Source organism: Cobetia sp. 5-11-6-3 (assembly GCF_013374055.1).
Classification (GTDB): domain Bacteria; phylum Pseudomonadota; class Gammaproteobacteria; order Pseudomonadales; family Halomonadaceae; genus Cobetia; species Cobetia marina.
On the sequence record NZ_BLWJ01000002.1, the window covers coordinates 220,551 to 244,445 of the forward strand.

Genomic DNA, 23,895 nt, shown 5'->3' on the forward strand with positions numbered 1-23,895 from the left:
GATGCCCGATACTGGATGCGGTGATGCTTGATCCGTCACCGCCATCCCCGGAATTCAGGTGAGCGCCGGGAAGTGCCCGGCGAGCGCCGCAAGCATTGCGATGCATCGCCCCCCTGTGATGTATCCGATAGGGAGCTCGGACCCTGTCCGAGGCGAGTGTCAACTGACCTGGAACGACCACCAGGTGGCACTGGCGACTCCCGGGCCAGCGACAGGCAGACCACCTGTCAGGCCCAGCAATCACGATGGAGGTCTGCTCTCCAGGTAACAGGCATTCGTCGTGATGACTGACCCTTCAGTTCCCTGCGTACTTGGGCCGGCTCTTGCCGGCCCTCTTTTTGTGCGTTTCACGAGGATGGGTCAAGTGAATCATCCACGACACCTGCCCGGGCGCGGTTTCTGTCGTCGAGCGGGGATGAATTAAATCAGAATCATATTGATTAACGAACTGGCAACCGCGATGGGCGCTGGCGAACTCTGGTATCCTTGGAAGACGTGATTCGATGATGACCACCCCTTTCCTGCATAGAGTTCTTTCAATGGCCTCCAAGGTGACACGGCACTGGCGCCCCCGCTCTCTGCTTCAATTGGTATTGATGGCATTCATGGTGGTGATGCTGCCGATTGCAGTGCTGATGTTCCAGGCGGGTCAGGCACTCTCCGAGCTCTCGGAGCTGGCCGATGTCAGCGCTCGCCAGGCGGTTGACCAGACTCGCCGAGCCCGCACCCTGACCAATCTCGCCGTCGAGATGGAGCGCAGCGCACGCCAGTACGCGGTGCTGGAAAATCCGGATCTGATGAAGATCTACGCTGACAAGGCCAGTGCCTTCCGCGAGCTGCTGGACGAGCAGGCGCGCCTGCTGGGCGAGGGAGACCCGCGCGTCAGCGAACTCAAGGGCTCGCTGTCGCAACTCGAGCGCATGCCCGAGATGAGCGTGGCGCAGGTCAGCAGTCATCTCGAGGACTTCGGTCCCTTCTCCATCCAGGCCAGCGGCCTTCTGAACTCCACCCGTGAACTCGTCGATGCCCGCATCGAGGGCATTCGTGCGCGCGCCTCCCAGGTGAAGACTCAACTGTGGTGGCAGACGGCCGCGCTCGTCTCCATCAGTCTGTTGCTGATGCTGTTCTTCACCTGGCTGATCATCCGTCCCATCCGTCAGCTGGAGCGGCGCATCAATGGTCTCGGCAGCGGCACCGACCGAGAGGGTCCGCTCATCAAGGGGCCCGCCGAGCTGGTCCAGCTGGGTGAGCGTCTCGACTGGCTGGCGGCGCGCCTGGATGAGCTGGAAGAGCAGAAGCAGCAGTTCCTGCGTCACATGTCGCATGAGCTCAAGACACCGCTGGCCAGCATCCGTGAAGGCACCGGCCTGTTGATCGATGAGGTCGCCGGCCCGCTCAGTCCGCACCAGATGGAAATTCTTGGCCTGCTGGATGACTCCAGCAAGGAATTGCAGAAGCTGATCGAGCAGCTCCTGGACTACAATCTGCTGCAACACAATCAGGGGCTCGAACGTAGCCGCTTCGATGTGCACGAAGTCTTCAAGGAAGTGCTGTCAAAGCACCGCCTGGCACTGGAGAAGAAGGGCATGCGCGTGCACCTGCCACCCGCCAGCCTCAGCTGGGAGGCGGATCGTCCGCGTACCGGCCGGATTCTCGACAACCTGATCTCCAACGCCATCGCCTATGGGGAAGATGGCGGCGATCTATGGCTGAGGGCGCGCAAGGAGCGTCGCCAGCTGGTGATCGAGGTCGCCAACAGCGGCGAACCGATCGCTCCGAAGGACCGCGATCACCTGTTCCAGCCCTTCTATCAGGGCGCGGTGAAGCGCAAGGGGCCGCTCAAGGGCTCCGGTATCGGTCTTTCGGTGGCCGCCGACAGTGCTCGCGCCCAGTTTGGTCAACTGGCGCTGGTGGAGGACGCCAAGGCCGACGTCTGTTTCCGCCTGACCTTGCCGACCCCCAGCCGTTCACCCTCCTCTGGTCAGGAAGGTGAGCAGGTCCTGCTGGGGGGTGACAGTGCACCCCATACCACATGAAATGGCACCCGAGAGTGCCATCAGACACGCAAGGAAGAGAAGTGATGAAGGGTCAACGACTGTTGACGGGAATCACCACCGGCATGCTGGTCAGCTTGCTCAGTGCCTGTGGCGCCCTGTCGAATATCACCTTGCCGGGCAACGAACACGTCGCCGATACTCCCAGCGTTCAGGACAGCTGTCATGGGGCGGGCGATCTGCCCGATTTCAAGGAAGGAAACTGCCTGCTGGATGAGTGGGTCGCCTTTGCGCTGCAGGCTCAACGCGGCAACGATCAGTGGCGCGACAGCACCCTGATGCAGCTGGAAGGCAACCGCCATGACCGTCGTCTGGCGCGTGCCATCGTGCTCAGCTGGGGAGACGAGTCCGATTGGGAACTGGCCTCTGACCTCTACAAGGCGGACCTGCCCACCGCGCCAAGTCGTCTGCAGCCGCTGCTGCGCCAGTGGCTCAACGGGCTGGAGGAGCGTCGCGGCCTGATCGCGGATCGCGACAAGAGCGAAGGCGTCCGCCGCAAGCTGAGTGCCGAGAACGCCCAGCTCAGCAAGAAGCTCGAGGCGCTGACCGCCATCGAGGAAGCCATCAATTCTCGCCGTCAGACCACGCCCTGAATCCGATGCCGGGCGTGTCTGGCCACGAACTGTCATTGGCCCAACCGGCTGCATGACGCAAGACTGTGCGGGACTGACGTCGGAGGGATTTCCGAGCGACAGGCCCGCAAGGAGAGTTAGTGTGAAATACGCTCAAGCGCATATTCTGCTCGTGGATGACGATGCAAGTCTGCTCAAGCTGCTCGGCATGCGTCTCGAAAGCCGTGGCTTCAAGGTTACCACCGCCAGTAGCGGCCGTGAGGCGCTCAGCCGTCTGGAGGCGGCGCGTCCTGACCTGGTGCTGTCTGACCTGCGCATGGACGAGATGGATGGCATGGCGCTGTTCGGTGAGCTGCAGAAGCGTCAGCCGGGCATGCCGGTCATCCTGCTCACGGCGCATGGCTCGATCCCGGATGCCGTCAGTGCCACTCGTCAGGGCGTGTTCAGCTTCCTGACCAAGCCCGTCGACAAGGATGAGCTGTTCGCGGCCATCGACGAGGCGCTGGCCCAGGCGCCGCCCGTAAAGGAGGGTGACGATGCCTGGCGTGCCGGCATCATCACGCGTTCCCCGCAGATGGAGCAGATTCTGGAGCAGGCACGCATGGTCGCGGCTTCCGATGTCAGCGTGCTGGTCACCGGCCCGTCCGGCTCCGGCAAGGAGCTGATGGCCAAGGCCATCCACAACGCCAGCCCGCGTGCCTCGCGTCCCTTCGTCGCCATCAACTGTGGCGCGCTGCCGGAGCAACTGCTGGAAAGCGAGCTGTTCGGTCACGCCAAGGGCTCCTTCACCGGTGCAGTCAGCGCGCACCAGGGCCTGTTCCAGGCGGCGGATGGCGGTACCCTGTTCCTCGATGAGATCGGCGACATGCCACTGGCGTTGCAGGTCAAGCTGCTGCGTGCGCTGCAGGAGCGTCAGATCCGCCCGCTGGGCTCCACGACGTCAGTGCCCATCGATGTGCGCATCATCTCCGCCACGCACCGCAATCTCGACAAGGCGATGCATGACGGCGACTTCCGCGAAGATCTCTACTACCGCCTCAACGTGGTCAATCTGAAGCTGCCCGCCCTGCGCGAGCGTGCCGAGGATGTGCCGCTGCTGGCCAAGTACCTGATCAGCCAGGCGGCTGCCCGCCACAAGCCGTTCGTGAAGGGCTTCTCGCCGGAAGCGCTCAATCTGCTGGCCTCCAGTGCCTGGCCGGGCAACGTGCGTCAGCTGGTCAACGTGGTCGAGCAGTGTGTCGCCCTCACCAGCTCCTCGATGATTCCGGAAGCGCTGGTCTCCCAGGCGCTGGCCGCAGAAGAGAACGCCTTGCCGTCCTTCTCCGAGGCGCGTGCCGGTTTCGAGCGCAGCTATCTGATCAAGGTACTGAAGATCACCGAAGGCAACGTGACCCAGGCCGCGCGGATCGCCGGGCGCAACCGCACCGACTTCTACAAGCTGCTGGGACGTCATGATCTGGAGCCGGGCGCCTTCAAGCCGGGCGCCGAACAGGGTCCGCCTGATTTTTGATCCAGCGCGCCCGAAGCTGCGCGAAAGGCGTAAGGTCAAAAGCGATCCAGCGCGCCCGGAGCTGCGCGAAAGGCGTAAGGTCAAAAGCGATCCAACGCGCCCGAAGTCACGCGAAAGACCAGGGTCAAGACCTGCGTAGCCGTTCACGCGTGTCAGTGTGAGTGGTGCGCAAGGCGAGTGATCAAGAGCGGTCCGGTGTATCTGACGTGAGCCGCCCATGAAAAAGCCCCGTTACCGATTCCGGTAGCGGGGCTTTTTTCGGTCTGGTGGCGCATCAGTGCCGATCAGGTGCTCAGGACCTGGGCTTGTAGCGGCGCTTGACCTCGACGGCCAGACGGCCCTCGCCGAGGCGGATCGAGAGCATCTCGCCGGGCTGGGTCTGATGGGCGGCGCGGATCACCTTGCTGTCGTCCGCTGCCGGCGTCTGGCTGCCGCTGACGCGCTCGACGATGGCATAGCCGCGGTTGAGCACGTTGAGCGGGCTGACCGCGTTCAGTGCGCGCATCGCGCTTTCCAGTCGCTCACGATCCGCTGCCAGCCGGCGCGGCAGGGCATTGTCGAGGCGTGGTGTCAGCATCGCCAGCTGCTGGCGATGGCGCTGGATGTCACGTGCGGGGCTGGCCTGCTGCAGGCGGCGGGTCAGCTGGTCGGCCTTCTGCTGCTCACGGGTCATGCGCATGCGCACTGCGGCGTGCAGGCGGCGCTCCAGCTCACGGGCTTGCTGGCTCTGGGCCTGCAGCTCGCGCGCCGGATGGCGCAGGCGCGAGCGGGCGTGATCCAGTCGCTGTGCCGCCTGATCGAGCCGTCCGCGCTGAGCGCGCCACAGGCGCTGCGTGAGGGAAGCCAGCTGCTGCACCTGGGCACGTTGATCCGGATACAGCGCCTCGGCGGCGGCGGATGGCGTGGGTGCGCGCAGGTCGGCGGCCAGTTCCGCCAGTGTGGTGTCAGTCTCGTGGCCGATGGCCGCCACCACCGGCAGGCGCGAGTGGAAGATCGCGCGCGCCAGATGCTGGTCATTGAAGGCCCACAGGTCCTCAAGACTGCCGCCGCCCCGCGTGATCAGCAGCGCATCGCAATCGCTGTCGCGATTGGCCATCGCCACCGCACGAATCAGCTGGGGTACCGCCTGTGGCCCCTGCACCGCCACCGGCAGCACGCTCAGGCGTGCCTGAGGCCAGCGCTTGCGGGTCACCGCGATCACGTCCTGCAGCGCCGCGCCGGTCGCGGAGGTGATCACCCCCAGATGGCGCGGCGGGTGGGGCAGGGCGCGCTGATTGGCGAACACGCCCTCGGCCGCCAGTTGCTCCTTGAGGCGCGCCAGTCGCGCCAGCCACTCCCCCAGCCCCGCCTGCTGCAATGCCTCGACGATCAACTGATAGTCGCCGCGCGCCTCGAACAGTGACACCTTGGCGCGCACCCGCACCCGGTCACCATCCTTGGGCTTCTCACGCAGAAACTGGGCGCGGCTCTTGAACAGCGCACAACGCACCTGGGCGTTGTCATCCTTGAGCGTGAAGTAGCAATGGCCGGAACGCGGCTGCGAAAAGCCCGAGATTTCCCCCTCGATCCAGAGCTCCCCCAAGCCTCGCTCCAGCAGGCGCTTGGACTCACGATTCAGCTGGGTGACGCTGATGGCATCGGCGGCAGACGATGTTTCGAACACGCGGCAATCCTTGTGTGAGGGCTTGTGGGGGAATCCGTGGCGGAGATTGTCTGGTAGATGGAGAGGGCCATGATGCCACAGGCGGGGAGCCTGCCACCAAGAAGCCCCCGGACTCCTGAGGGAGAACGGGGGCTTGGGGGGTGCCACACGGGGTGCCTTGCTCAGGCTGTACGCGTCTTGCGCTTGCCGAGTCGTGACAGCATGAAAGGCCCGAGCAGCAGCAACAGCGAGGCCAGCCACAGGCCCTGCGAGATGCCCGATTGCCACAGGATACTGCTGTCGCCACCGCTGATGGCCAGGGCGCGACGCAGATTCTCTTCCATCAGTCCGCCGAGCACGAAGCCCAGCACGATGGTGGCCAGCGAGAAGTTCAGCTTGCGCAACAGGTAGCCCAGCACGCCGATGCCCAGCATCAGGTAGATGGCCCCCATGTCGGAATGCAGCTGATAGACCCCGACGAAGGACAGGATGACGATGCCCGGTACCAGCGCCCAGCGCGGGATGGTCAGCACGCGCGCGAAGAAGCCGGCCAGCGGCAGGTTGAGCAGCAACAGCACGATGTTGCCGATGTACAGCGAGGCGATCAGGCCGCCCGCGACCTTGGGATGCTCGCTGAACATCATCGGGCCCGGCGTGATGTTGTAGAGCATCAGCGCGCCCAGCAGCACGGCGGTGGTGCCGGAGCCCGGAATGCCCAGGGTCAGCATCGGCACGAAGGAGCCCGCTGCGGACGCGTTGTTGGCGGCTTCCGGCGCGGCCAGGCCACGCATGTCGCCGGTACCGAAGGTGTTGTTCTTGTCGCTGACACGTTTCTCGGTGGTGTAGGAGACGGCCCCCGCCACCGAGGCGCCGGTACCCGGCAGCACACCGATCAAAAAGCCGAGCAGGCCGGAGCGCAGCATGGCGCCCTTGCAGTAGAGGATTTCCTTCATCGTCACGAAGACGCGGCCGATGACAGGCAGGGCGCCGGTCTTGCCATGCTGCAGGCGGCTTTCCAGCATCAGCAGGATTTCACTGATCGCGAACATGCCTATGATCAGCACCACGAAGTCGATGCCGTCGTAGAGGTCGGGGATATCGAAGGTGAAGCGCTGGATACCGGTGCCGGAATCGACGCCGACGGTGCCGATCAGCACGCCGAGAATGGCGCCCAGCGCCGTCTTGACCGGGTCCTTGCCCATCATCACCGACATGGACGCGAAGGCGAATACCATCATGGTGAACAGTTCCGCCGGACCGAACTGCACGGCCACCTTGGCCAGCAGCGGGGCGAACAGGGTCAGACCCAGGATCGCGATGCTGGCACCGACGAAGGAGCTGATCGCCGAGATGCCCAGTGCCGGTCCCGCCAGGCCCTGCTTGGCCAGCGGATAGCCGTCGAGGGTGGTCATCACGGCGCCGGCATCCCCCGGCACGTTGAGCAGAATGCTCGACATCCGGCCGCCGTATTCGGCACCGGTATAGATGCCTGCGAGCAGAATCAGTGCCGATTCCGCCGGCAGGCCGAGGGTATAGGCCAGCGGCATCAGAATGGCGATGCCGTTGATGGGGCCGATGCCCGGCAAGGCACCGAACAAGGTGCCCAGCAGTGCGCCACTGAAGGCCAGGCCAAGGTTGAGTGGCGTCAGTGCGACGCCAAAGCCCTGGAGGATGAAATCAAACATGAGAAAGCCCTCTCGGAATCAGGAAAACCACAGCCCGGTCGGCAGCGAGATTTCCAGCACGGCGGTGAACAGCACGTAGCTTGCGCCGGCCATCAGCACCCCGGTCACGCAGGCAGCGCGCCAGCGGGCACCGAACAGGCGGGCGATGGCGGTGATGGCGACGACGGCCGTGATGGGGTAGCCGAGGCGCACGAAGAAGAAGGCGAAGGCGATCAGGATCACCATCACCAGCCCCAGTTGCAGCATCACGCTGGCGGATGGCCAGTCACCTTCCGGGCCGGGGCGCAGGATCAGCACCAGCGAGAAGATGGCCATCAGGATCGAGAGGCCGATGGGAAAGGCCTTGGGGCCTACCGGGTCGTAGGCGAAGGGCACTTCGATATTCAGGGACTGGGCGACGATGAACGCCGCCAGTCCCATCAGGGCGAAGCCCAGGATGCGATCGGCGGCGAGTCTCATTTTGTCAGTCCCACTTCCTTGGCGAGGGTCTTGAAGTCGGCGACCTGGCCTTTCACGTAATCGTCAAAATCCGCGCCGAACTTCTGGATCGGGAACAGACCGCGCGCTTCACGGATCTCGGCGAATTCCGGTTTTTCGCTCAACTGCTTGAGGCGTTCGACCCAGGCGTCGTAGTCGGCATCGCTGACGTCCTTGCCCATGTAGTAACCACGCCAGATCGGCCAGGTCACGTCATAGCCCTGTTCGGTAGCCGTGGGAATGTCAGAGAAGGCGCCGTCCATGCGTTCTTCGGACAGCGCGGCCAGTACGCGAATCTTGCCGCTGGAAAGCTGGGACTTGAGCTCGGACAGATCACCGGTATAGACCTTGATGTGATTGCCCAGCAGTGCCGCCAGCGCTTCACCGCCGCCCTCGAAGGACACGTAACGCAGCTTGCGCGGCGAGACATCGATGGACTTGGCGATCAGCGCGGCCTTCATCCAGTCCTGGCTGCCGATGGTGCCGCCGGCGCCGAAGGGAATCTCGCTGGGATGTGCCTTGAGGTCCTGCATCAGTTCATCGAGGGTCTGCCACGGGGCGTCTGCATTGACGACCACCGCGCCATAGTCGACCCCCAGTGCGCCAACCCAACGGACGTCATCGGCGCTGAACTTGCCGAACTTGCCCAGCGCGAGATTGACGGCGGCACCGGTGCTGGCGGCCACGACCAGATTGGGGTCATCACTGCGTACCCCGATGACGTGGTTGTAGGCGACCGCGCCGATGCCACCCGGCATGTAGGTGACCATCATCGGCGAGTCGATGATGCCGGTTTCCAGCAGGCCGTTGGCGGCCAGGCGGCAGGTGAGGTCGTAGCCACCGCCGGGCTTGGCCGGGGCGATGCATTCGCTCTTGTCGGCCGCGGCGGCGGGCATGGCGACCAGGCTTGCCGCGGCCAGCGCGAGCGGCGCAGCCATGGCGGCGGCGAGGCGCAACGGCGTGATGTCGCGAAGGGAAGAGGGCAGGCGTCGGGACTGGCGCATGGTGTGCTCCTGATGGCTGTTGTTTTTGTCTTCACAGCGCCTTTTGCTTTATGTTCATGGCGACAGGGTGGCGCTGTCTGATCGGTATATCGCAGCGGTAGTTGCGATACCGGCATGGTAGGAGCGCGACCTTTCATCAACCTGTCACTTTCCCTTCCCCTTACTGAGACTTTGGATGCATGCGCCTGCTCGTCGTCGAGGATGATCCCCTCATTTCCCGCACCCTGCAGCGCAGTCTGTCGACGCTGGGCTATGCCATCGATGTCTTCGATACTCTGGCACCTGCACGGGACGCGGCGCGCCAGGGCGGCTTTGATCTGATCCTGCTTGATCTCGGCCTGCCGGATGGGCAGGGCATGGACCTGCTGTCGGAGTTGCGTCAGCGCAATGACCTGACGCCGGTGCTGATCATCACGGCGCGGGATGGGGTGGACGACCGGGTGCGTGGACTGGATCTTGGTGCCGATGATTACCTGGCCAAGCCGTTCTCGCTGGTGGAGATGGAAGCCCGTGTGCGGGCCTTGCTGCGGCGCAGTCAGGGGCGCAGTGACAACACGCTTCGCTTCGGCCCGCTTGCCATGTCGACCCGCAGCGGCACTTTCACGCTGGTGGGCGCGACGCTGGATCTGCCACCACGGGAGCGTCTGCTGCTGGAAAGCCTGATGCTGCACGCCGGCAAGGTGGTGTCGCGGGAGGTGATCGAAGGCAAGGTATTCGGCTATGGCGAGGTGGGCTCGAATGCGTTGGAGGTCTACATCAGTCGGCTGCGCAAGCGCCTGGCAGGCAGTGAGATACAGATCCGTACCCTGCGTGGGCTGGGCTATCGTCTCGAGATGACAGACGCTGGATGATCATCCACGGCAAGCTGCGCAATCGCCTGCTGGGGTGGATGCTGAGCATGATGCTCATCGTCGGCGGGCTCGTGTTGATCGATGCCTGGGTCACCAGTCAGCGCTCGGCCCAGCGCGCCTTCGACAATCAGCTCGAGGATGCGCTGCTGGCCATGTCAGAAGCCATCCAGTGGCAGGATGACAAGCCGCGCATCATGATGCCGCCGGCTGCCCTCAAGATTCTCTCCACACGACATCAGGAACGTGTCTTCTACCGCCTGCTGGATGATCAGGGGCAAGTACTGGCCAGCAACCTCGAGATCCCGCTAACCCCGCAGATGCTGCGCGAGGCTGGAGAAAGGGATGTCTGGCAGGACATCCGTTATCAGGGCGTCACGTGGCGGCTGCACGCGCGCAGCGTGCGTTCCGCAGGCTGGGAGCGACAATTTCGTGTGCAGCTCTGGGTCGGACATACCACCGAAGGGCGCCGGCAGCTGGCGCGCGAGCTGATGATTCGAGCCACGGGCCGCATGCTCATCATGGGGGTGCTGGCGGTGGTGATGATCCTGATCACGCTGAGGCTGGCGCTGACACCGCTCAAGCGTCTGCGGCATCAGTTGCGTCGGCGTCAGCCGCAGGATGCCACGCCGCTGGAGGGCACCATGCCGGAAGAGATGCGCGAGCTGGTCGAGACGCTGGAGCAGCTTTTCCACCGCCAGGGAGAATCCCGCGATGCGTTGCTGCGTTTTACCGCCGATGCCAGCCACCAGCTGCGCACGCCGCTGGCGGGAGTGCAGAATCTGGCGGAGTTCGCGCTGACGAGCTCATCACCTGACGAATGGCGCGCAGCGCTCGGGGATATCCACGCCAGCGCTGCACGCACCAGTCGCCTGGCGGGGCAGTTGTTGAACCTGACGCGGCTGCGTCACCTGGCATTGCCCACCGAGCAGGATGCGCTGGATCTCGGTGAACTGCTTCGCGGCGTGGTGCTGGAGTGGGTGGATCACGATCTCGCGCGCCTGCATGACCTGGGGCTGGCCGAACTGCCTGCACCGCCGGTCTGCGTGATTGGCGAGTCGTGGGCGCTGCGCGAACTGATCGGCAATCTGATCGAGAATGCGTTGCGCTACACCCCGCCCGGCAGCGAGATCACCCTGCGCCTTGCTGCCCATGACGATAGCGTGCTGCTCAGCATCGAGGACAACGGCCCCGGTGTGCCGAAGGAGATGCTGGAACGACTCTGTCAGCCCTTCGAGCGCGCAGGGCGTCAGGACACCGACGGTTCGGGTCTTGGGCTGGCGATCGTCGAGACGATTGCTCTGCGCCATCAGGCTGACTTGCAGGTCACCAATCGCGATGTGGGAGGGCTGTGCATTCGCATCCGCTTTCCGAGGTGGCCGTCATGAACCTCATGTCTGACAGGCTGCGCGACACCCCATGGGCCCGCCGAGTCACGAGTTGCCTGGTGCTGGCCCTGTGGGCAGGTCTCGCCACTTTCCTGGCTGCCAGGCCAGTCATGGCGGCACAGGACCGCCTGGTCATTGAAGCGGCAATGGATCGCCAGGTCGCGGCGCCCTTGCTGGCGGCCTTCGCGCGCCAGTATCCCGCCATCGAGATCGTCTATCACGATCGCACGACGATGACGCTCAATGCACTGGCCGTTCAGGACGACGCGGGGGCCGATATCATCATCAGCTCGGCGATGCCCTGGCAGGTGGCGCTGGTCAATCAAGGACTGGCTCAGCGACTGGACAGCGAGGCTGCAAGGCAATGGCCCGAGTGGGCCAAGTGGCGCGATGAAATCTTCGCCTTCACCTTCGAGCCCATCGTGATGGCCTACCGGCTGGATCTCGCGACCAGAATGATGCCGCCATCCTCGCATGCCGACGTACTGAACCTGCTGACGGAGCATGCCGAGACACTGACGGGGCGAGTCGTGGCCTATTCGCCCTCGAAGAGCGCACTGGGATACGCGCTCCATCTTCAGGATTCCTACTATTCAGGACGCTTCTGGAAACTGGTCGCGGCGCTCGGACAGGTCGACACCACTCTCGAGACCAGCACGCAGCGCATGCTGGAAGGCCTGAGCGACGGCCGCTACTGGCTGGGGTACAACCTGCTGGGGTCCTACGCCATCCGCTGGGCACAGTCCCACCCTGAGGTCATCGTGCAGATGCCCACTGACTATGCGCTGATCTCCATGCGCACCGCCTTCATCCACCGCGATGCTCCGCATCCGGAGGCTGCGCGAACCTTCATGGATTTCCTCATCGGACGGCAAGGGCAGCATGTGCTGGCGGGCGAGACACCGCTCTACAGCATCCGCACGGATATCACCGGCCCCTACACCGCCCAGTCGCTGCGGGATCAGGTCGGCCAGCGGCTCTACCCGCAGCCTCTGGACGCCTCGATTCTGAGCATGCTGGACACGGCGCGTCGTCACGATTTTCTCGACCGCTGGTTCGATGCCTACTCCGGCGGTACGCCGACCCCCTGACGCAAGCGCATCCGCCGGCGCATCCCGCCGCAGGCCACGTCGTACGGGGCTCTAGTTGACCAGATGGTTAGTGTCAGGGGGGAGCGAAATCGCGAGATTGATAGCCTGCGACGTTTGTCTCGAGTGGGGCGAATGGGTTATCATGGGTGATTACCTCGCAGCAACCGCTAGAACCGTAGTCATGGCGCCCGTCCATCGGGCCCTGCACTGCGGCTTTCGCGCATCCCTCATAAACTGCTACTGGGCGTTCGACATGCTACGTATAGCGCAAGAAGCTCTGACGTTTGATGACGTTCTTCTCGTCCCCGGCTACTCCGAGGTCCTCCCCAAGGACGTCAGCCTGAGATCACGTCTCACACGCGACATCAGCGTCAATATCCCGCTCATCTCCTCTGCGATGGATACCGTCACCGAAGCTCGCCTGGCCATCGCCATGGCGCAGGAAGGTGGTGTCGGCATCATCCACAAGAGCATGAGCATTGCCCAGCAGGCCGCGGAAGTCCGCAAGGTCAAGAAGCACGAGAGCGTCATCGTGCGTGACCCGGTCACTGTCAGCCCGAAGGCCAAGATCCAGGATCTGCTGGCGATGTCCGAGGAGCATGGCTACTCCGGCTTCCCGGTGGTCGAGGGTGAATACCTGGTCGGCATCGTGACCGGTCGCGACATGCGCTTCCAGCCTGACTTCAGCGATACCGTCGCCGGCATCATGACCGGCCGCGACAAGCTGGTCACCGTGCTGGAAGGCACGCCGCTGGAACAGATCAAGGCCAAGCTGCAGGAAAGCCGCATCGAGAAGATGCCAATCGTCGATGACGAATTCCGCCTGCGCGGTCTCGTCACCGTTCGCGACATCGAGAAGGTCAAGACCTACCCGAACGCGGCGAAGGACAGCAACGGCAGCCTGCTGGTCGGCGCCGCCGTCGGCACCGGCCCGGAAACCCCGGACCGCGTCGCGGCTCTCGCCGAAGCCGGCGTTGACGTCATTGTCGTCGACACCGCTCACGGTCACTCCAAGGGCGTGATCGACCGCGTCGCCTGGGTGAAGGAGCATCATCCGAAGATTCAGGTCATCGGTGGCAACATCGCGACCGCCGAAGCCGCCATCGCCCTGGCAGAAGCCGGCGCGGACGGCGTCAAGGTCGGCATCGGCCCGGGTTCCATCTGCACCACGCGCATCGTCGCCGGTGTCGGCGTGCCGCAGATGAGCGCCGTCGCCAACGTCGCGGCCGCCATGGCCAAGTATGACGTGCCGGTCATCGCCGATGGCGGTATCCGCTTCTCCGGTGACATCGCCAAGGCCATCGCCGCAGGCGCCAGCATCGTCATGATCGGCGGCCTGCTCGCCGGTACCGAGGAAGCGCCGGGTGAAGTCGAGCTGTTCCAGGGCCGTACCTACAAGGCGTATCGCGGCATGGGTTCCATGGGCGCCATGTCCCAGACCCAGGGTTCCAGCGATCGTTACTTCCAGGACAAGAACGCCGGCGTCGAGAAGCTGGTACCGGAAGGCATCGAAGGCCGCGTGCCCTACAAGGGCATGATGAGCGCCATCGTGCACCAGCTGATGGGCGGCCTGCGTGCCTCCATGGGCTACACCGGCAGCCAGACCATCGAAGAGATGCGCACCAAGCCGCAATTCGTGCAGATCACCGGTGCCGGCTTCGCCGAATCCCACGTCCACGACGTGCAGATCACCAAGGAAGCGCCCAACTATCGGCGCGACTGAGACATAGCGAAGCGCGATGCAAAGCGGGAGCCCTACACGGGTTCCCGCTTTGCTTAGGTCGAAGAAACTTCTGGTCTCGGCTATTCTCGGCGCCAGATTGTGTCGACCCCGCGCTCCCTCGCAGCTCCGAAGCGGGTCACATGACTCCCCAATGAGAGACTGAAGATGCAAGACATCCATTCCCACAAGATCCTGATCCTCGATTTCGGCTCCCAGTACACTCAGCTGATCGCACGTCGCGTGCGTGAGCTGGGCGTGTTCTCCGAGGTGCGTGCCTTTGACATCACCGAGGAAGAGATCCGCGAGTACAACCCCAACGGCATCATCCTGGCCGGTGGCCCGGAATCCGTGACCGAGCTGGACTCGCCGCGTGCGCCGCAGTGCGTGTTCGAGATGGGTCTGCCGGTGTTCGGCATCTGCTACGGCATGCAGACCATGGCCGAGCAGCTCGGCGGCAAGGTCGAAGGCTCCAACGTGCGCGAATTCGGCTATGCCCAGATTCGTGTCGATGGTGAGTCCGCGCTGTTCAAGGACATCAAGGACCACCTGGACGACGAAGGCCGCCCGCTGCTCGACGTCTGGATGAGTCACGGTGACAAGGTCGCGAAGGTCCCGGAGACCTTCACCGTCACCGCCTCCACCCCGAGCTGCCCGATCGCCGCCATGGCGTGGGAAGAGAAGCAGTTCTACGGCGTGCAGTTCCACCCGGAAGTCACCCACACCCTGCAGGGTCAGCGCATCCTCGAGCACTTCGTGATCGAGATCTGCCAGTCCGAGCGCCTGTGGACCCCGGCCAAGATCATCGAAGACCTGACCGATCGCGTTCGCGCCCAGGTCGGTGACCGCAAGGTGCTGCTCGGCCTGTCTGGCGGCGTCGACTCCTCCGTGGTCGCGGCGCTGCTGCACAAGGCCATCGGTGACCAGCTGACCTGCGTCTTCGTCGACAACGGCCTGCTGCGCAAGAACGAAGGCGACCAGGTCATGGAAACCTTCTCTCGCCACATGGGCGTCAAGGTCATCCGTGTAGACGCCGAAGACCTCTTCCTCGGCAAGCTCAAGGGTGTCAGTGACCCGGAAGCCAAGCGCAAGGCCATCGGCAACACCTTCATCGAAGTGTTCGATGCCGAAGCCGCCAAGCTCAAGGACGTCGACTTCCTCGCCCAGGGCACCATCTACCCGGACGTGATCGAATCCGCTGCCAGCAAGACCGGCAAGTCCCACGTCATCAAGTCCCACCACAATGTCGGCGGCCTGCCGGACGACATGAAGATGGAACTGGTCGAGCCGCTGCGCGAACTGTTCAAGGACGAAGTCCGCAAGGTCGGCCTCGAACTCGGCCTGCCGTACGACATGGTCTACCGTCACCCCTTCCCGGGGCCGGGTCTGGGCGTGCGTATCCTCGGTGAAGTGAAGAAGGAATACGCGGACATCCTGCGTGAAGCCGACGCCATCTTCATCGAAGAACTGCACAACTTCGACTGGTACCACAAGACCAGCCAGGCGTTCGCCGTCTTCCTGCCGGTCAAGTCCGTCGGCGTCGTCGGCGATGGCCGTCGTTACGAGTGGGTCATCGGTATCCGTGCCGTCGAGACCGTCGACTTCATGACGGCCCGCTGGGCGCACCTGCCGTATGAGCTGCTGGAGAAGGTCTCCAACCGCATCATCAACGAGCTGGAGCACGTCTCGCGCGTCACCTATGACGTCAGCAGCAAGCCGCCGGCCACCATCGAGTGGGAATGATCGCCTGACGATCACCCCTCGCTGAGCTGAGGCAGCGTTCTGTCGAGCTGATCGAGACGAGAATGCAGCAAGCAAAAAGCCCTTCTGGCCATTGGCCGGAAGGGCTTTTTTGTATCTATTCTGATTCGGCAGTGATTGTGGCCTTCATTTGTGAGCAAGGTGCTGCCAACAGAAGACATGATCCTAAGATAGAAGTTATCGCTGTAAAAGAGGCTATGTTCCATAACAGATTGGCTGGGTATGCCTACAAAGACATGACGAAATCGGTCGATAAAATCGAAAAAATGAGACGCTGCCCGTTTGGCCGATGCATGTAGTTATAAAGCACACAGGCCGGTAGTGGTGCACCGGCTCATATATATGCCAGATCTATGGTAAAAATATAGCTTATTTATTGGAAAATGCTTCCTCAGAGATTTAGTTCTTCTATTTTTTTCGGATAATGTCTAGTAATGAAAGTAGCTAGAGGTCGTCATCGGTCAAATCTAACTAAATGACTAAACTCAGCGTATCACTACACATCAAGTTAATAAAAAGTTGAAGTATTGAAGGGTTACCATTATGATCTTTTTTATTCTTTGTAATATCTTTGGTGAGTTAGAAAGGGGATTGGCGAATGCGAAACGTTGTTAGTGACGATAAAATTAATAACTTTAGAGATTTGGTTAACTCAAATTCTAGCTTTGTATATCAAATCTACAAAGATAAAGGTGGTAAAAATCTTTTTAACCTAGTTTGCTCTGCTATGGATTGGATCTCTGTCTCTATTAGGCACTTAGAAAATGCGCCAGAGTTTGACAAAAATATAGATAGCAAATGTATGCAGGTCTACTCTCTAATCTCTTCAATAGACCTCGTTTTTGAGTCAATAAAACAACTTCATCGAGTGTTTATAGCTGATAATAAAGATCCGTTTTCTGGTGATAAGATATGTTTTAAAGATCGTCTCTTCGCTGATGAAGATGATAATAATTATTTCAAAACTATCAGGGCGTGTTTCGGTGCTCACCCCGTAAATCTTAAACAAGATAATTCAAAACGTTTCGCAAGTTGGCCATTTCCAAGTCATTTCAACACTGGGGATTTAAGTGTTCATTTGTACAGTCGAGATGTGGGTAAAGAAGACTTAACGTTAAACCTCAATATCAATGAACTGTTAAAGTTTCTTAAAATTCGTTATGAGTATCTTGATATTATTGCTAATAGAATTGAAGCACTGTTTGTTGAGTATCAATGCAGACTATCAAAAGAAAAGATTGAGACTAAACAAGACCCTTTAGAACAACTCTATATTCTTCGCTCTGAGTCAGAAGGCCGGTTAGATAACGATTACTATAACGGAGAGATTAACGATCTGATTATGATATTTGAAGCGGATGTGACCGATGCTGATCTTGTGCCATTGGCTGATAGATATAAGCAATCCCTCTTGCCTCTGATTGAAGAGATTAAGACGAATCTTCAAAAAATGAACATCAGTGATCTAGGGGCCGATAGTAAATTGAGAATAAGATCTGGCCTTGATAAAGTGTTGCAATATGAACTTGGTAAGTTTTACATTTGGGTCCACGGTGGCAGATACGACCCACTACTCGAGTACTATTTTGAAAGGTTTAATGCTTTGACTAACGGTAAGTTCAAGTTCAGCAAAAGCGATGACATCAAACTTTCTTTTCTTAAGGTAAAGCTTATGTTAACTGAATGATGTGGGTGAATGTGGTCAGCTATTATCTTTTGATACACATTGATTTTCATATTTAAAGGCTGCCTGAATAATATAGTTTTAGATTTGTCTTTTGACTTATAAGGGGTAAGAGATATGGTGTAGAGTATAGAATAAATGGCACTACCATATACTTTGGGTCGGTATTGTAACTAGTTGTTTGCTTGAGGATTTTGTGGGTTTTAGGTCGCGAGTGTTTTCTAGTGCTTTTTATTGTTACGTCGGTGCTGAACTGACTTCTCGGTCGACTTGATTATTATTTTTGCTGTAGGTTTGAACCCATGATTTGATCCTTATCTGATGAGGTTATTTCTCGTTGTATAACCTTTGGGAAGAGTTTATAACTTTTAAGTTGTGTATGAAAAACAAATAAAAAGCCCTTCTGGCCATTGGCCGGAAGGGCTTTTTTTGTGGACGCGATTCAGGGAACGCTTACCGCCTTGTTTACTGCAGTTCGAATCACTCCTACTTGGCAGGCCCTTGCCTGGCTTTCTGCAGGTTCAGCCGGACGCCGTGGGCGGAGTGGAAGAAGCCGAAACCGGCCAGTGGGCGGGTGGCACCGTCGGGCGTTTGCCAGTAGACATCGGCGCGGTGGTTGCGGACTTCGTGCATCACGGCGTCGTATTGCAGCAGCAGTGAGTCCGGTTCGGGTTTTTCGGTCTTCACGTTCCATTGCGTGATGACCAGCACATAGTCGCCGAGTTGTGGCTGATAGGTGGATGCGAGGCGCGCTCCCACAAGTTGCAGCGTCAGTGGCGTGTGATTCGCTGACAAGGCGAGGTGGTGACGGAGGTAGTCGCCGAGTTGATCCACCAGTGGCTGCGGCAGAGGCTGGCCTGGTGCCTGCTCACCAAGGGCTGTCAGTTCCGGCGCGGCGATCAGCAGGTCTTCACGCGGGAACTGGAGCGTGAGGTGCAGCGTGTCCTTCGGTTGCTGCTCGAATGTCAGCACGCTGCCCGGCAGGGCGTGGGCGTGAGCCGTCTCGATGAGGCCGCCTCCCGCCCCGCTGGCCCCATTGCCGAGGGAGATCACGGCAAGGGCGAGCAGGGCGGTGCGCCAGGAAACGCGCCGGCTCATTCGGTCTGGCCGCCGTAGTCGTCGGTGCGATCCCGCCATACCGAGTGCGGGTGGTTGCCGACCTTGTCGGTGGACTTGTTCGACTGCAACGAGAATTCGATCCACAGCGAGGGGCCGTGGATACGCACGTAATCGTTCTCGGCGCTGACCTGGGGCGTGCCGGAGAAGCCGAGGTAGGTGTCCGGCAGCTCTGCGGTGTACTTCGCCATGTAGGCCTTGGCCTCCGGCGCGGAGATGTCGTCCACGTAGGTCTCGATGGCGGTGAGCAGCAGCGCTTGCTGGTCATCATCCAGCTTGGAGACGGGAATGCCTTCATAGCTTTCGGGGATGGCATCGTCGGCCTGGGGGCCAGCGAGGATGTCACGGTAGGTGCCTTCCAGTGTCGCTTCGGCCTTTTGATCCTCGGAAAGCGAGCTGAGCAGGGTGGAGAAGGCATCGCGTTCCTGGGTCAGCGGCTCGTTGACGCGCCCGTTCATCTCGAAATACGGGAAGGGTTCCACGCCACGGAAGGAGGGCGTGGCACCGGCCAGCTTGCCGTCGGTGTAGGTGTTGGCGAAGGCCATGTGGTGGCCGCCGTAGTACAGCTCCCAGGTGCCGCTCTCACCCGGCGTGCCGAGGAAGGCGAACTTGGTGTTGTAGGAGGAGTAACCGGCCTTGTAGTCGGTGCTGACGGTGTTGATGTAGTCATCGGCATTGAGCGTCTGAATCATCTCGTCGAAGCCTTCATCCGGCGCGTGGCCGGTGGCTTCCAGCATGATCGCCTTGACGAGGCCGCGCTGCTTGATGTTCAGCTCGCCCAGCAGCACGCCGGGGCGTTTCGGGAAGGCGCCAGCGGGCAGGTTGCTCCAGTTCTCGGCCTCTGCGAGGGAGTAGTCATGCTGCAGGTTCTTGAGGATGTCATCGTCGGAGATATCGGCCTTGAGCAGATCAATCAGGCACAGCATGCGCTCATAACCTGGCGTGTCGCCGCACTCGGCGGCGCTCTCGGGGATAGGCACGCTCTGCATCTGGGTGCTGGTATCGCCCATGCGCGCGCGCAGCGCCTCGCTCAGGGCCTGGTCTTCCGCTGACATCGGCGGCGGGCCATCGTGATCGGGCGGCGGCCCGTCGTGCCCTTGTTGTGCAAGGACGGGGAAGGACAGGAGCGCGGCCAGCGCGGCTCCTCCGGTCACTGCGAGACGTCGGGACATCGATGGGCCTATTTTCCGGGGACAGGAAGAAAACCTTAGCCCGCCTGACGTCGAGCAGGAAGCCTTCGCCAGATGAATTCTTTGTGCACATGCCGTGGGCTGCGCGTCGGCTGGCGACGACAGCCACTGGCTATCTCGCGCCTCACGTCAGCGTCAGATCACCGTCGTGTTCGAAGCACCTTACCTCGCCGCTGACGGGATCAATGAACTCGAATCCCTTGGAGAGCAGCTGCAAGGGGCGCGCGTAGTCATCCGGCGGTAAAAGTATTGTTATAATAGTTGATATGAATTATGTGTCAGAGCTAGTTTGATTGACGGTAAGTGTTATTGATGCATATGTAGTTATAGCTCTCCCGGTAGTTTTCAGAAGAGCTATAACGTTTTTGAGTTTTTGTACTTGTTATTTTGCTTTGTTATCGTGCGGTTTTATTGTTGTGTCTATATTTGGAATTCTCAGTATCCCATAAGCTAGAAATAATAATGCAATGCTACTTAAGCCTAGAGGCCCGTTATTTTCTTGACCTCCACTACCTATAAGAGACAGTGATGTAACTATTATCCCTGCTGGGAACATCAATACAAGCGCTAATAATTTATTTATCCTTCTTCTCGCTATGATAAACCTCACCATATATATAGGTGGTAGTATCATGATCGAGCCTGTGAACAGCATCATAGAGCTAAAAAAGAGCATGAAACTAGCATCAGATTCTTTTGGTAAATAGAACGCGATGGCTAAAGGAGATAATAACAATAGGAGCCAAATAATAAACCATCCGGAATTATGTTTATAAGCACGTTTTAGCCAAATAACTTTATTAATGCCTTTTTCTTTTCTGCATTCAGGGCATATCTTGTCATATAATGAAAAATGGCTTGAGGGGGTGTTGCAGCTACTACATTTCTGTTGCATTGTAAGTCTTTTTAGATTAAATGAATTTTTGACTACCTTATACAGTCTTGCTTATATTAACATCATGAAATGTTTTTCTTCAATAGCACTGTATGAATATGGTTAAGATTTTGAGCGTGGGTGTTCAAAGCATCTTTCTGGGTGAGAGAGGATTCATTTCTTCTGATGCATCTTGATAAACTGAGGTTTGTCAGTATATCTGTAGCTGGCTAGTCTACTTTCAGGCTTTGGCTATACATGAAGCACCTTTCCTCGCCGCTGACGGGATCAATGAACTCGAATCCCTTGGAGAGCAGCTGCAATGGGCGCGCGTAGTCATCCGGCGAGAGCGGTTGCAGCTCGGGGTAATAGCGGTCATTCAGGATCGGCCAGCCCAGTGACTGCATGTGCACCCGCAGTTGATGGCGACGCCCGGTGATGGGGTGCAGATCGAACAGCGCCCGACTACCGCGTTGCGCGACACAGCGGATCAACGAGTGGCTGTTGGGCTCGCCTTCGGAGACCTGAAAGCGAAAGCGTTGCTCGGCCTGTTCAAGGCGATTCTTCACCTCCCACTGCTGGCCCACCAGGGTCTCCTCGCTGTGGGTTTCGGCAATGGCCTGATAGGCCTTGTGGATATTCCGCGACTTGAACAGCTCATGATAGCGGTGGCGCGATTCGGGATTCAGTGAGCATAGCACCAGCCCGGCGGTGGCCCTGTCCAGGCGATGCACCGCCTGCAGCGCCTCTATTCCGGTACTGTCGCGCAGGCGCTGCTGCAGGCACTCGTTCACGTACAGGCCACCGGGTGTCACCGGCAGAAAGTGTGGCTTGTAGGCCACCAGGATGTGCTCGTCCTGATGGAGAATCCGCTCCGCGAAGGGGATGCTCGGCTCGCGCGCTACCTCGCGGTAATAGAAGACGCGCAGATGTGGCTGGTAGGGCGTCTGCGGGGTGATCAATGCGCCATCCTCGCGATGCACCTTGCCGGTGGCCATGCGCTCGCGCCAGGTGGCCTCATCGATGGCCGGAAACTTCTGCAGCAGATATTCCAGTACCGTCGCCACGCCGGGGTTGATCTGCGGCAGGCTCAGCTTGGAGGGGCGGGCGGAAATGGACATGGAAGGCATCACGGTGGCGAGAAGAAAGGGCGAGCGTGGGGCGAGCAAGCCTCACCCTCATGGCGATGGCCCAGTGTAACCGAGCGACGCATGGCTGTCGGGGCAGATGGCCTTGCGAGAGGTTGGTGCGGGAGTGGAGCGATGCGTGCGAGAGGCTTGCCGAGGTGACCAGCGCGGCCTGCGAGTGGCGGTGTTGGCTGTGGATATGCAGGTTATCTTTAGAAGAAAATAGCCAAATAACCTTTGTCGTCTTACGCTGAAAGCCACGCATGACGAGGCTTTCATCCCCACCCCCACGACTGGAGCGAAGACGCGATGCAAGATGCCAACAGCCACCTGCCGATTGCCATCATCGGGGCAGGCCCGATAGGGCTGAGCGCTGCGGTCAATCTGCTGGCAGCGGGCCTGGAGCCCATCATCTTCGAATCAGGCGAGCAGGTCGGGGAGCATCTGGCTCGCTGGGGGCATGTGCGCATGTTCTCGCCGTGGTCCTACAACGTGGACCCCGTGGCAGCCGAATGGCTCACGCCCACCGGCTGGCAGGCGCCACGAGCGGATGCCTTCCCCACCGGCGCGGAGCTGCTCGCCGACTACCTTCAGCCGCTGGCCGCGCTGCCGGAGATTGCCTCCCGCCTGCATACCGCGACACGGGTCACGCATGTCAGTCGCCTGCAGCATGATGTGCTGCGCTCCAATGGGCGAGAGGAGGCACCTTTCGTGCTGCGTGTCTCGGGGCCGGATGGCGAGCGCGACGTGCTGGCACGGTCGGTGATCGATGCCTCCGGCACCTTCCAGTGCCCCAATGGCATCGGGGCGCATGGCATTCCCGCACTGGGGGAACTCGCGGCGGCAGAGCGGATCGCCTACGGCGTGCCGGATATCACCGGCAAGGCGCGGGATGACTATGCCGGCAAGACGGTGCTGGTGGTCGGGGGTGGGCATTCGGCCTTCAACGCGCTGCAGGATCTGGTCAGCCTGGCCGAGCAGAATCCGGACACGCGCATCCTGTGGGGCGTGCGCTCCGCCACGCTGCACAACGTCATCCGCTCACCCAAGGACGATGAGCTGCAGGAGCGCCGGGCACTGGAAGTGCGTATCCAGCAATGGTTGGAAGACGGCAGATTCGAGGTCGTGACCAATCTTGCCATCGAGGCGATTCATCCACAGGGAGAGCAGGGTGCTCGCCTCGTGGTGGAAAGCGGTGGCCAGCGCCTATCGGCGGTAGACCGCATCATCGCCGCCACCGGCTTCCGCCCGGATCTCGCGCTGCTATCGGAGCTGCGTGTCTCGCTCGACCCCGCCACCCAGAGCCCGGCGCGCCTCGCGCCGCTGATCGACCCCAACCAGCACAGCTGTGGCTCCGTGCCGGAACACGGCGCCGCCGAACTGACCCACGCGGAACCCGGCCTCTATATCCTCGGCATCAAGAGCTACGGTCGCGCACCCACCTTCCTGATGCGCACCGGCTACCGCCAGGTGAAATCCGTCGTCGCCGCACTGCTGGACCCCGACGCCGTCATCCCCGCCCCGGTGTGTGGCGCCACCCGCAGCACTGCCAATCAGGCATCACGCCAGTGTGAGCCAAGCTGTGGGTAAGAGCAGGTAAGGACTGACAATGAAAAAAGCCCTCCCGGCATCGCCGGAAGGGCTTTTTTCATGCGTCTTGCGGACTACGTTCACCGATGGAATGATTTACATGCCCTTATCGCGATGCGCCTTGCCCTCGGACATCCGCTCGCGCCAGGTGGCCTCATCGATGGCCGGAAACTTCTGCAGCAGATATTCCAGCACCGTCGCCACGCCGGGATTGATCTGCGGCAGGCTCAGCTTGGAGGGGCGGGCGGAAATTGACATGGAAGGCCTAAGATTGGGAGGAGCGGCTATTGTACAGATATCAGCTCATCTTGAGTTTGAAGTCTACCGACTTAATAGCATTTATTTATCTTTCTAATGATTCATTTTCCCCAGGTTGAAGTTATATTCCACTATGCTGCTGGGCTAAGCCATAGTGTCATTACTTGCTCTCTAGTTTACAGCATATGAAATAAGCTCCCGACTATGGTGTACTGCTGCTTGAGGTGCTGCTTTAATATATTTTATTAAATTGTATGTATTAAGTTCGCAGAGGTTATTAAGATGTTAATCTTTCATATGGACT

At 60.2% G+C, this 23,895-nt stretch carries 19 protein-coding genes; 11 read left to right on the plus strand and 8 right to left on the minus strand.

Annotated elements, in window-relative coordinates:
- Nucleotides 1-539: 539 nt before the first annotated feature.
- The 3 genes from HXS66_RS04925 to glrR all read left to right on the plus strand — a co-directional run bounded on the left by HXS66_RS04925 (nucleotide 540) and on the right by glrR (nucleotide 4,136).
- Nucleotides 540-2,036 carry a HAMP domain-containing sensor histidine kinase gene (locus tag HXS66_RS04925; protein ID WP_077378985.1) on the plus strand — a complete coding sequence of 499 codons (1,497 nt, stop codon included), beginning with the start codon at nucleotides 540-542 and terminating at the stop codon, nucleotides 2,034-2,036.
- Nucleotides 2,037-2,080: 44 nt separating this feature from the next.
- Nucleotides 2,081-2,647 carry a hypothetical protein gene (locus HXS66_RS04930; protein WP_077378987.1) on the plus strand — a complete coding sequence of 189 codons (567 nt, stop codon included), beginning with the start codon at nucleotides 2,081-2,083 and terminating at the stop codon, nucleotides 2,645-2,647.
- Between the two features lie 121 nt (nucleotides 2,648-2,768).
- Nucleotides 2,769-4,136: a two-component system response regulator GlrR gene (glrR, locus tag HXS66_RS04935; protein WP_127736341.1), complete on the plus strand. Its 1,368-nt coding sequence runs from the start codon at nucleotides 2,769-2,771 to the stop codon at nucleotides 4,134-4,136.
- 292 nt (nucleotides 4,137-4,428) lie between these two features.
- On the opposite strand, the gene xseA is transcribed toward glrR, so the two are convergent.
- The 4 genes from xseA to HXS66_RS04955 all read right to left on the minus strand — a co-directional run bounded on the left by xseA (nucleotide 4,429) and on the right by HXS66_RS04955 (nucleotide 8,944).
- A complete protein-coding gene (gene xseA, locus HXS66_RS04940; RefSeq protein WP_176502986.1) occupies nucleotides 4,429-5,799 on the minus strand; it encodes an exodeoxyribonuclease VII large subunit in 1,371 nt (456 codons plus the stop codon).
- A gap of 161 nt (nucleotides 5,800-5,960) precedes the next feature.
- Entirely contained in the window at nucleotides 5,961-7,463 is a 1,503-nt protein-coding gene (locus HXS66_RS04945; protein WP_176502987.1) for a tripartite tricarboxylate transporter permease, read from the minus strand.
- Between the two features lie 18 nt (nucleotides 7,464-7,481).
- The gene (locus tag HXS66_RS04950) at nucleotides 7,482-7,922 is read right to left on the minus strand and encodes a tripartite tricarboxylate transporter TctB family protein (protein WP_176502988.1); all 441 of its coding nucleotides are present in this window, start codon (nucleotides 7,920-7,922) and stop codon (nucleotides 7,482-7,484) included.
- Nucleotides 7,919-8,944, minus strand: coding sequence for a tripartite tricarboxylate transporter substrate binding protein (locus HXS66_RS04955; RefSeq protein ID WP_255303100.1), 1,026 nt, complete (start codon nucleotides 8,942-8,944; stop codon nucleotides 7,919-7,921). Before HXS66_RS04955 ends, HXS66_RS04950 begins: the two co-directional genes overlap by 4 nt.
- Nucleotides 8,945-9,123: 179 nt before the next feature.
- Between HXS66_RS04955 and HXS66_RS04960 the strand changes: the two genes are divergently transcribed.
- The 7 genes from HXS66_RS04960 (at nucleotide 9,124) to HXS66_RS04990 (ending at nucleotide 17,439) form a co-directional block, all read left to right on the plus strand.
- On the plus strand, nucleotides 9,124-9,795 hold the full coding sequence (locus HXS66_RS04960; protein ID WP_077378999.1) for a response regulator: 672 nt from the start codon (nucleotides 9,124-9,126) through the stop codon (nucleotides 9,793-9,795).
- Entirely contained in the window at nucleotides 9,792-11,180 is a 1,389-nt protein-coding gene (locus HXS66_RS04965; RefSeq protein WP_176502989.1) for a sensor histidine kinase, read from the plus strand. The genes HXS66_RS04960 and HXS66_RS04965 overlap by 4 nt, the downstream gene beginning before the upstream one ends.
- The gene (locus HXS66_RS04970; RefSeq protein WP_255303101.1) at nucleotides 11,177-12,271 is read left to right on the plus strand and encodes an ABC transporter substrate-binding protein; all 1,095 of its coding nucleotides are present in this window, start codon (nucleotides 11,177-11,179) and stop codon (nucleotides 12,269-12,271) included. Before HXS66_RS04965 ends, HXS66_RS04970 begins: the two co-directional genes overlap by 4 nt.
- 253 nt (nucleotides 12,272-12,524) lie before the next feature.
- A complete protein-coding gene (gene guaB / locus HXS66_RS04975; RefSeq protein WP_077379374.1) occupies nucleotides 12,525-13,994 on the plus strand; it encodes an IMP dehydrogenase in 1,470 nt (489 codons plus the stop codon).
- A 165-nt stretch (nucleotides 13,995-14,159) separates the two neighbouring features.
- Nucleotides 14,160-15,734: a glutamine-hydrolyzing GMP synthase gene (guaA, locus tag HXS66_RS04980; RefSeq protein ID WP_077379004.1), complete on the plus strand. Its 1,575-nt coding sequence runs from the start codon at nucleotides 14,160-14,162 to the stop codon at nucleotides 15,732-15,734.
- Nucleotides 15,735-15,796: 62 nt separating this feature from the next.
- A complete protein-coding gene (locus tag HXS66_RS04985; protein WP_176502990.1) occupies nucleotides 15,797-16,051 on the plus strand; it encodes a hypothetical protein in 255 nt (84 codons plus the stop codon).
- Between the two features lie 299 nt (nucleotides 16,052-16,350).
- Nucleotides 16,351-17,439 carry a hypothetical protein gene (locus HXS66_RS04990; RefSeq protein WP_176502991.1) on the plus strand — a complete coding sequence of 363 codons (1,089 nt, stop codon included), beginning with the start codon at nucleotides 16,351-16,353 and terminating at the stop codon, nucleotides 17,437-17,439.
- A gap of 483 nt (nucleotides 17,440-17,922) precedes the next feature.
- Here HXS66_RS04990 and HXS66_RS04995 read toward each other — a convergent pair whose 3' ends face one another.
- The 3 genes from HXS66_RS04995 to HXS66_RS05005 all read right to left on the minus strand — a co-directional run bounded on the left by HXS66_RS04995 (nucleotide 17,923) and on the right by HXS66_RS05005 (nucleotide 21,737).
- A complete protein-coding gene (locus HXS66_RS04995) occupies nucleotides 17,923-18,534 on the minus strand; it encodes a hypothetical protein (protein WP_176502992.1) in 612 nt (203 codons plus the stop codon).
- Entirely contained in the window at nucleotides 18,531-19,607 is a 1,077-nt protein-coding gene (locus tag HXS66_RS05000) for a DUF3500 domain-containing protein (protein ID WP_218015141.1), read from the minus strand. The genes HXS66_RS04995 and HXS66_RS05000 overlap by 4 nt, the downstream gene beginning before the upstream one ends.
- Before the next feature lie 1,239 nt (nucleotides 19,608-20,846).
- Nucleotides 20,847-21,737, minus strand: coding sequence for a pseudouridine synthase (locus tag HXS66_RS05005; RefSeq protein ID WP_176502993.1), 891 nt, complete (start codon nucleotides 21,735-21,737; stop codon nucleotides 20,847-20,849).
- Nucleotides 21,738-22,052: 315 nt separating this feature from the next.
- Between HXS66_RS05005 and HXS66_RS05010 the strand changes: the two genes are divergently transcribed.
- Nucleotides 22,053-23,333 (plus strand): NAD(P)-binding domain-containing protein, encoded by a 1,281-nt coding sequence (locus HXS66_RS05010; protein ID WP_176502994.1) that lies wholly within the window; start codon nucleotides 22,053-22,055, stop codon nucleotides 23,331-23,333.
- Nucleotides 23,334-23,429: 96 nt separating this feature from the next.
- Here the strand turns inward: HXS66_RS05010 and HXS66_RS05015 are convergent, their stop codons facing one another.
- Complete coding sequence (locus HXS66_RS05015; RefSeq protein WP_176502995.1) at nucleotides 23,430-23,591, minus strand: hypothetical protein; 162 nt, start codon at nucleotides 23,589-23,591, stop codon at nucleotides 23,430-23,432.
- Nucleotides 23,592-23,895: the final 304 nt, after the last annotated feature.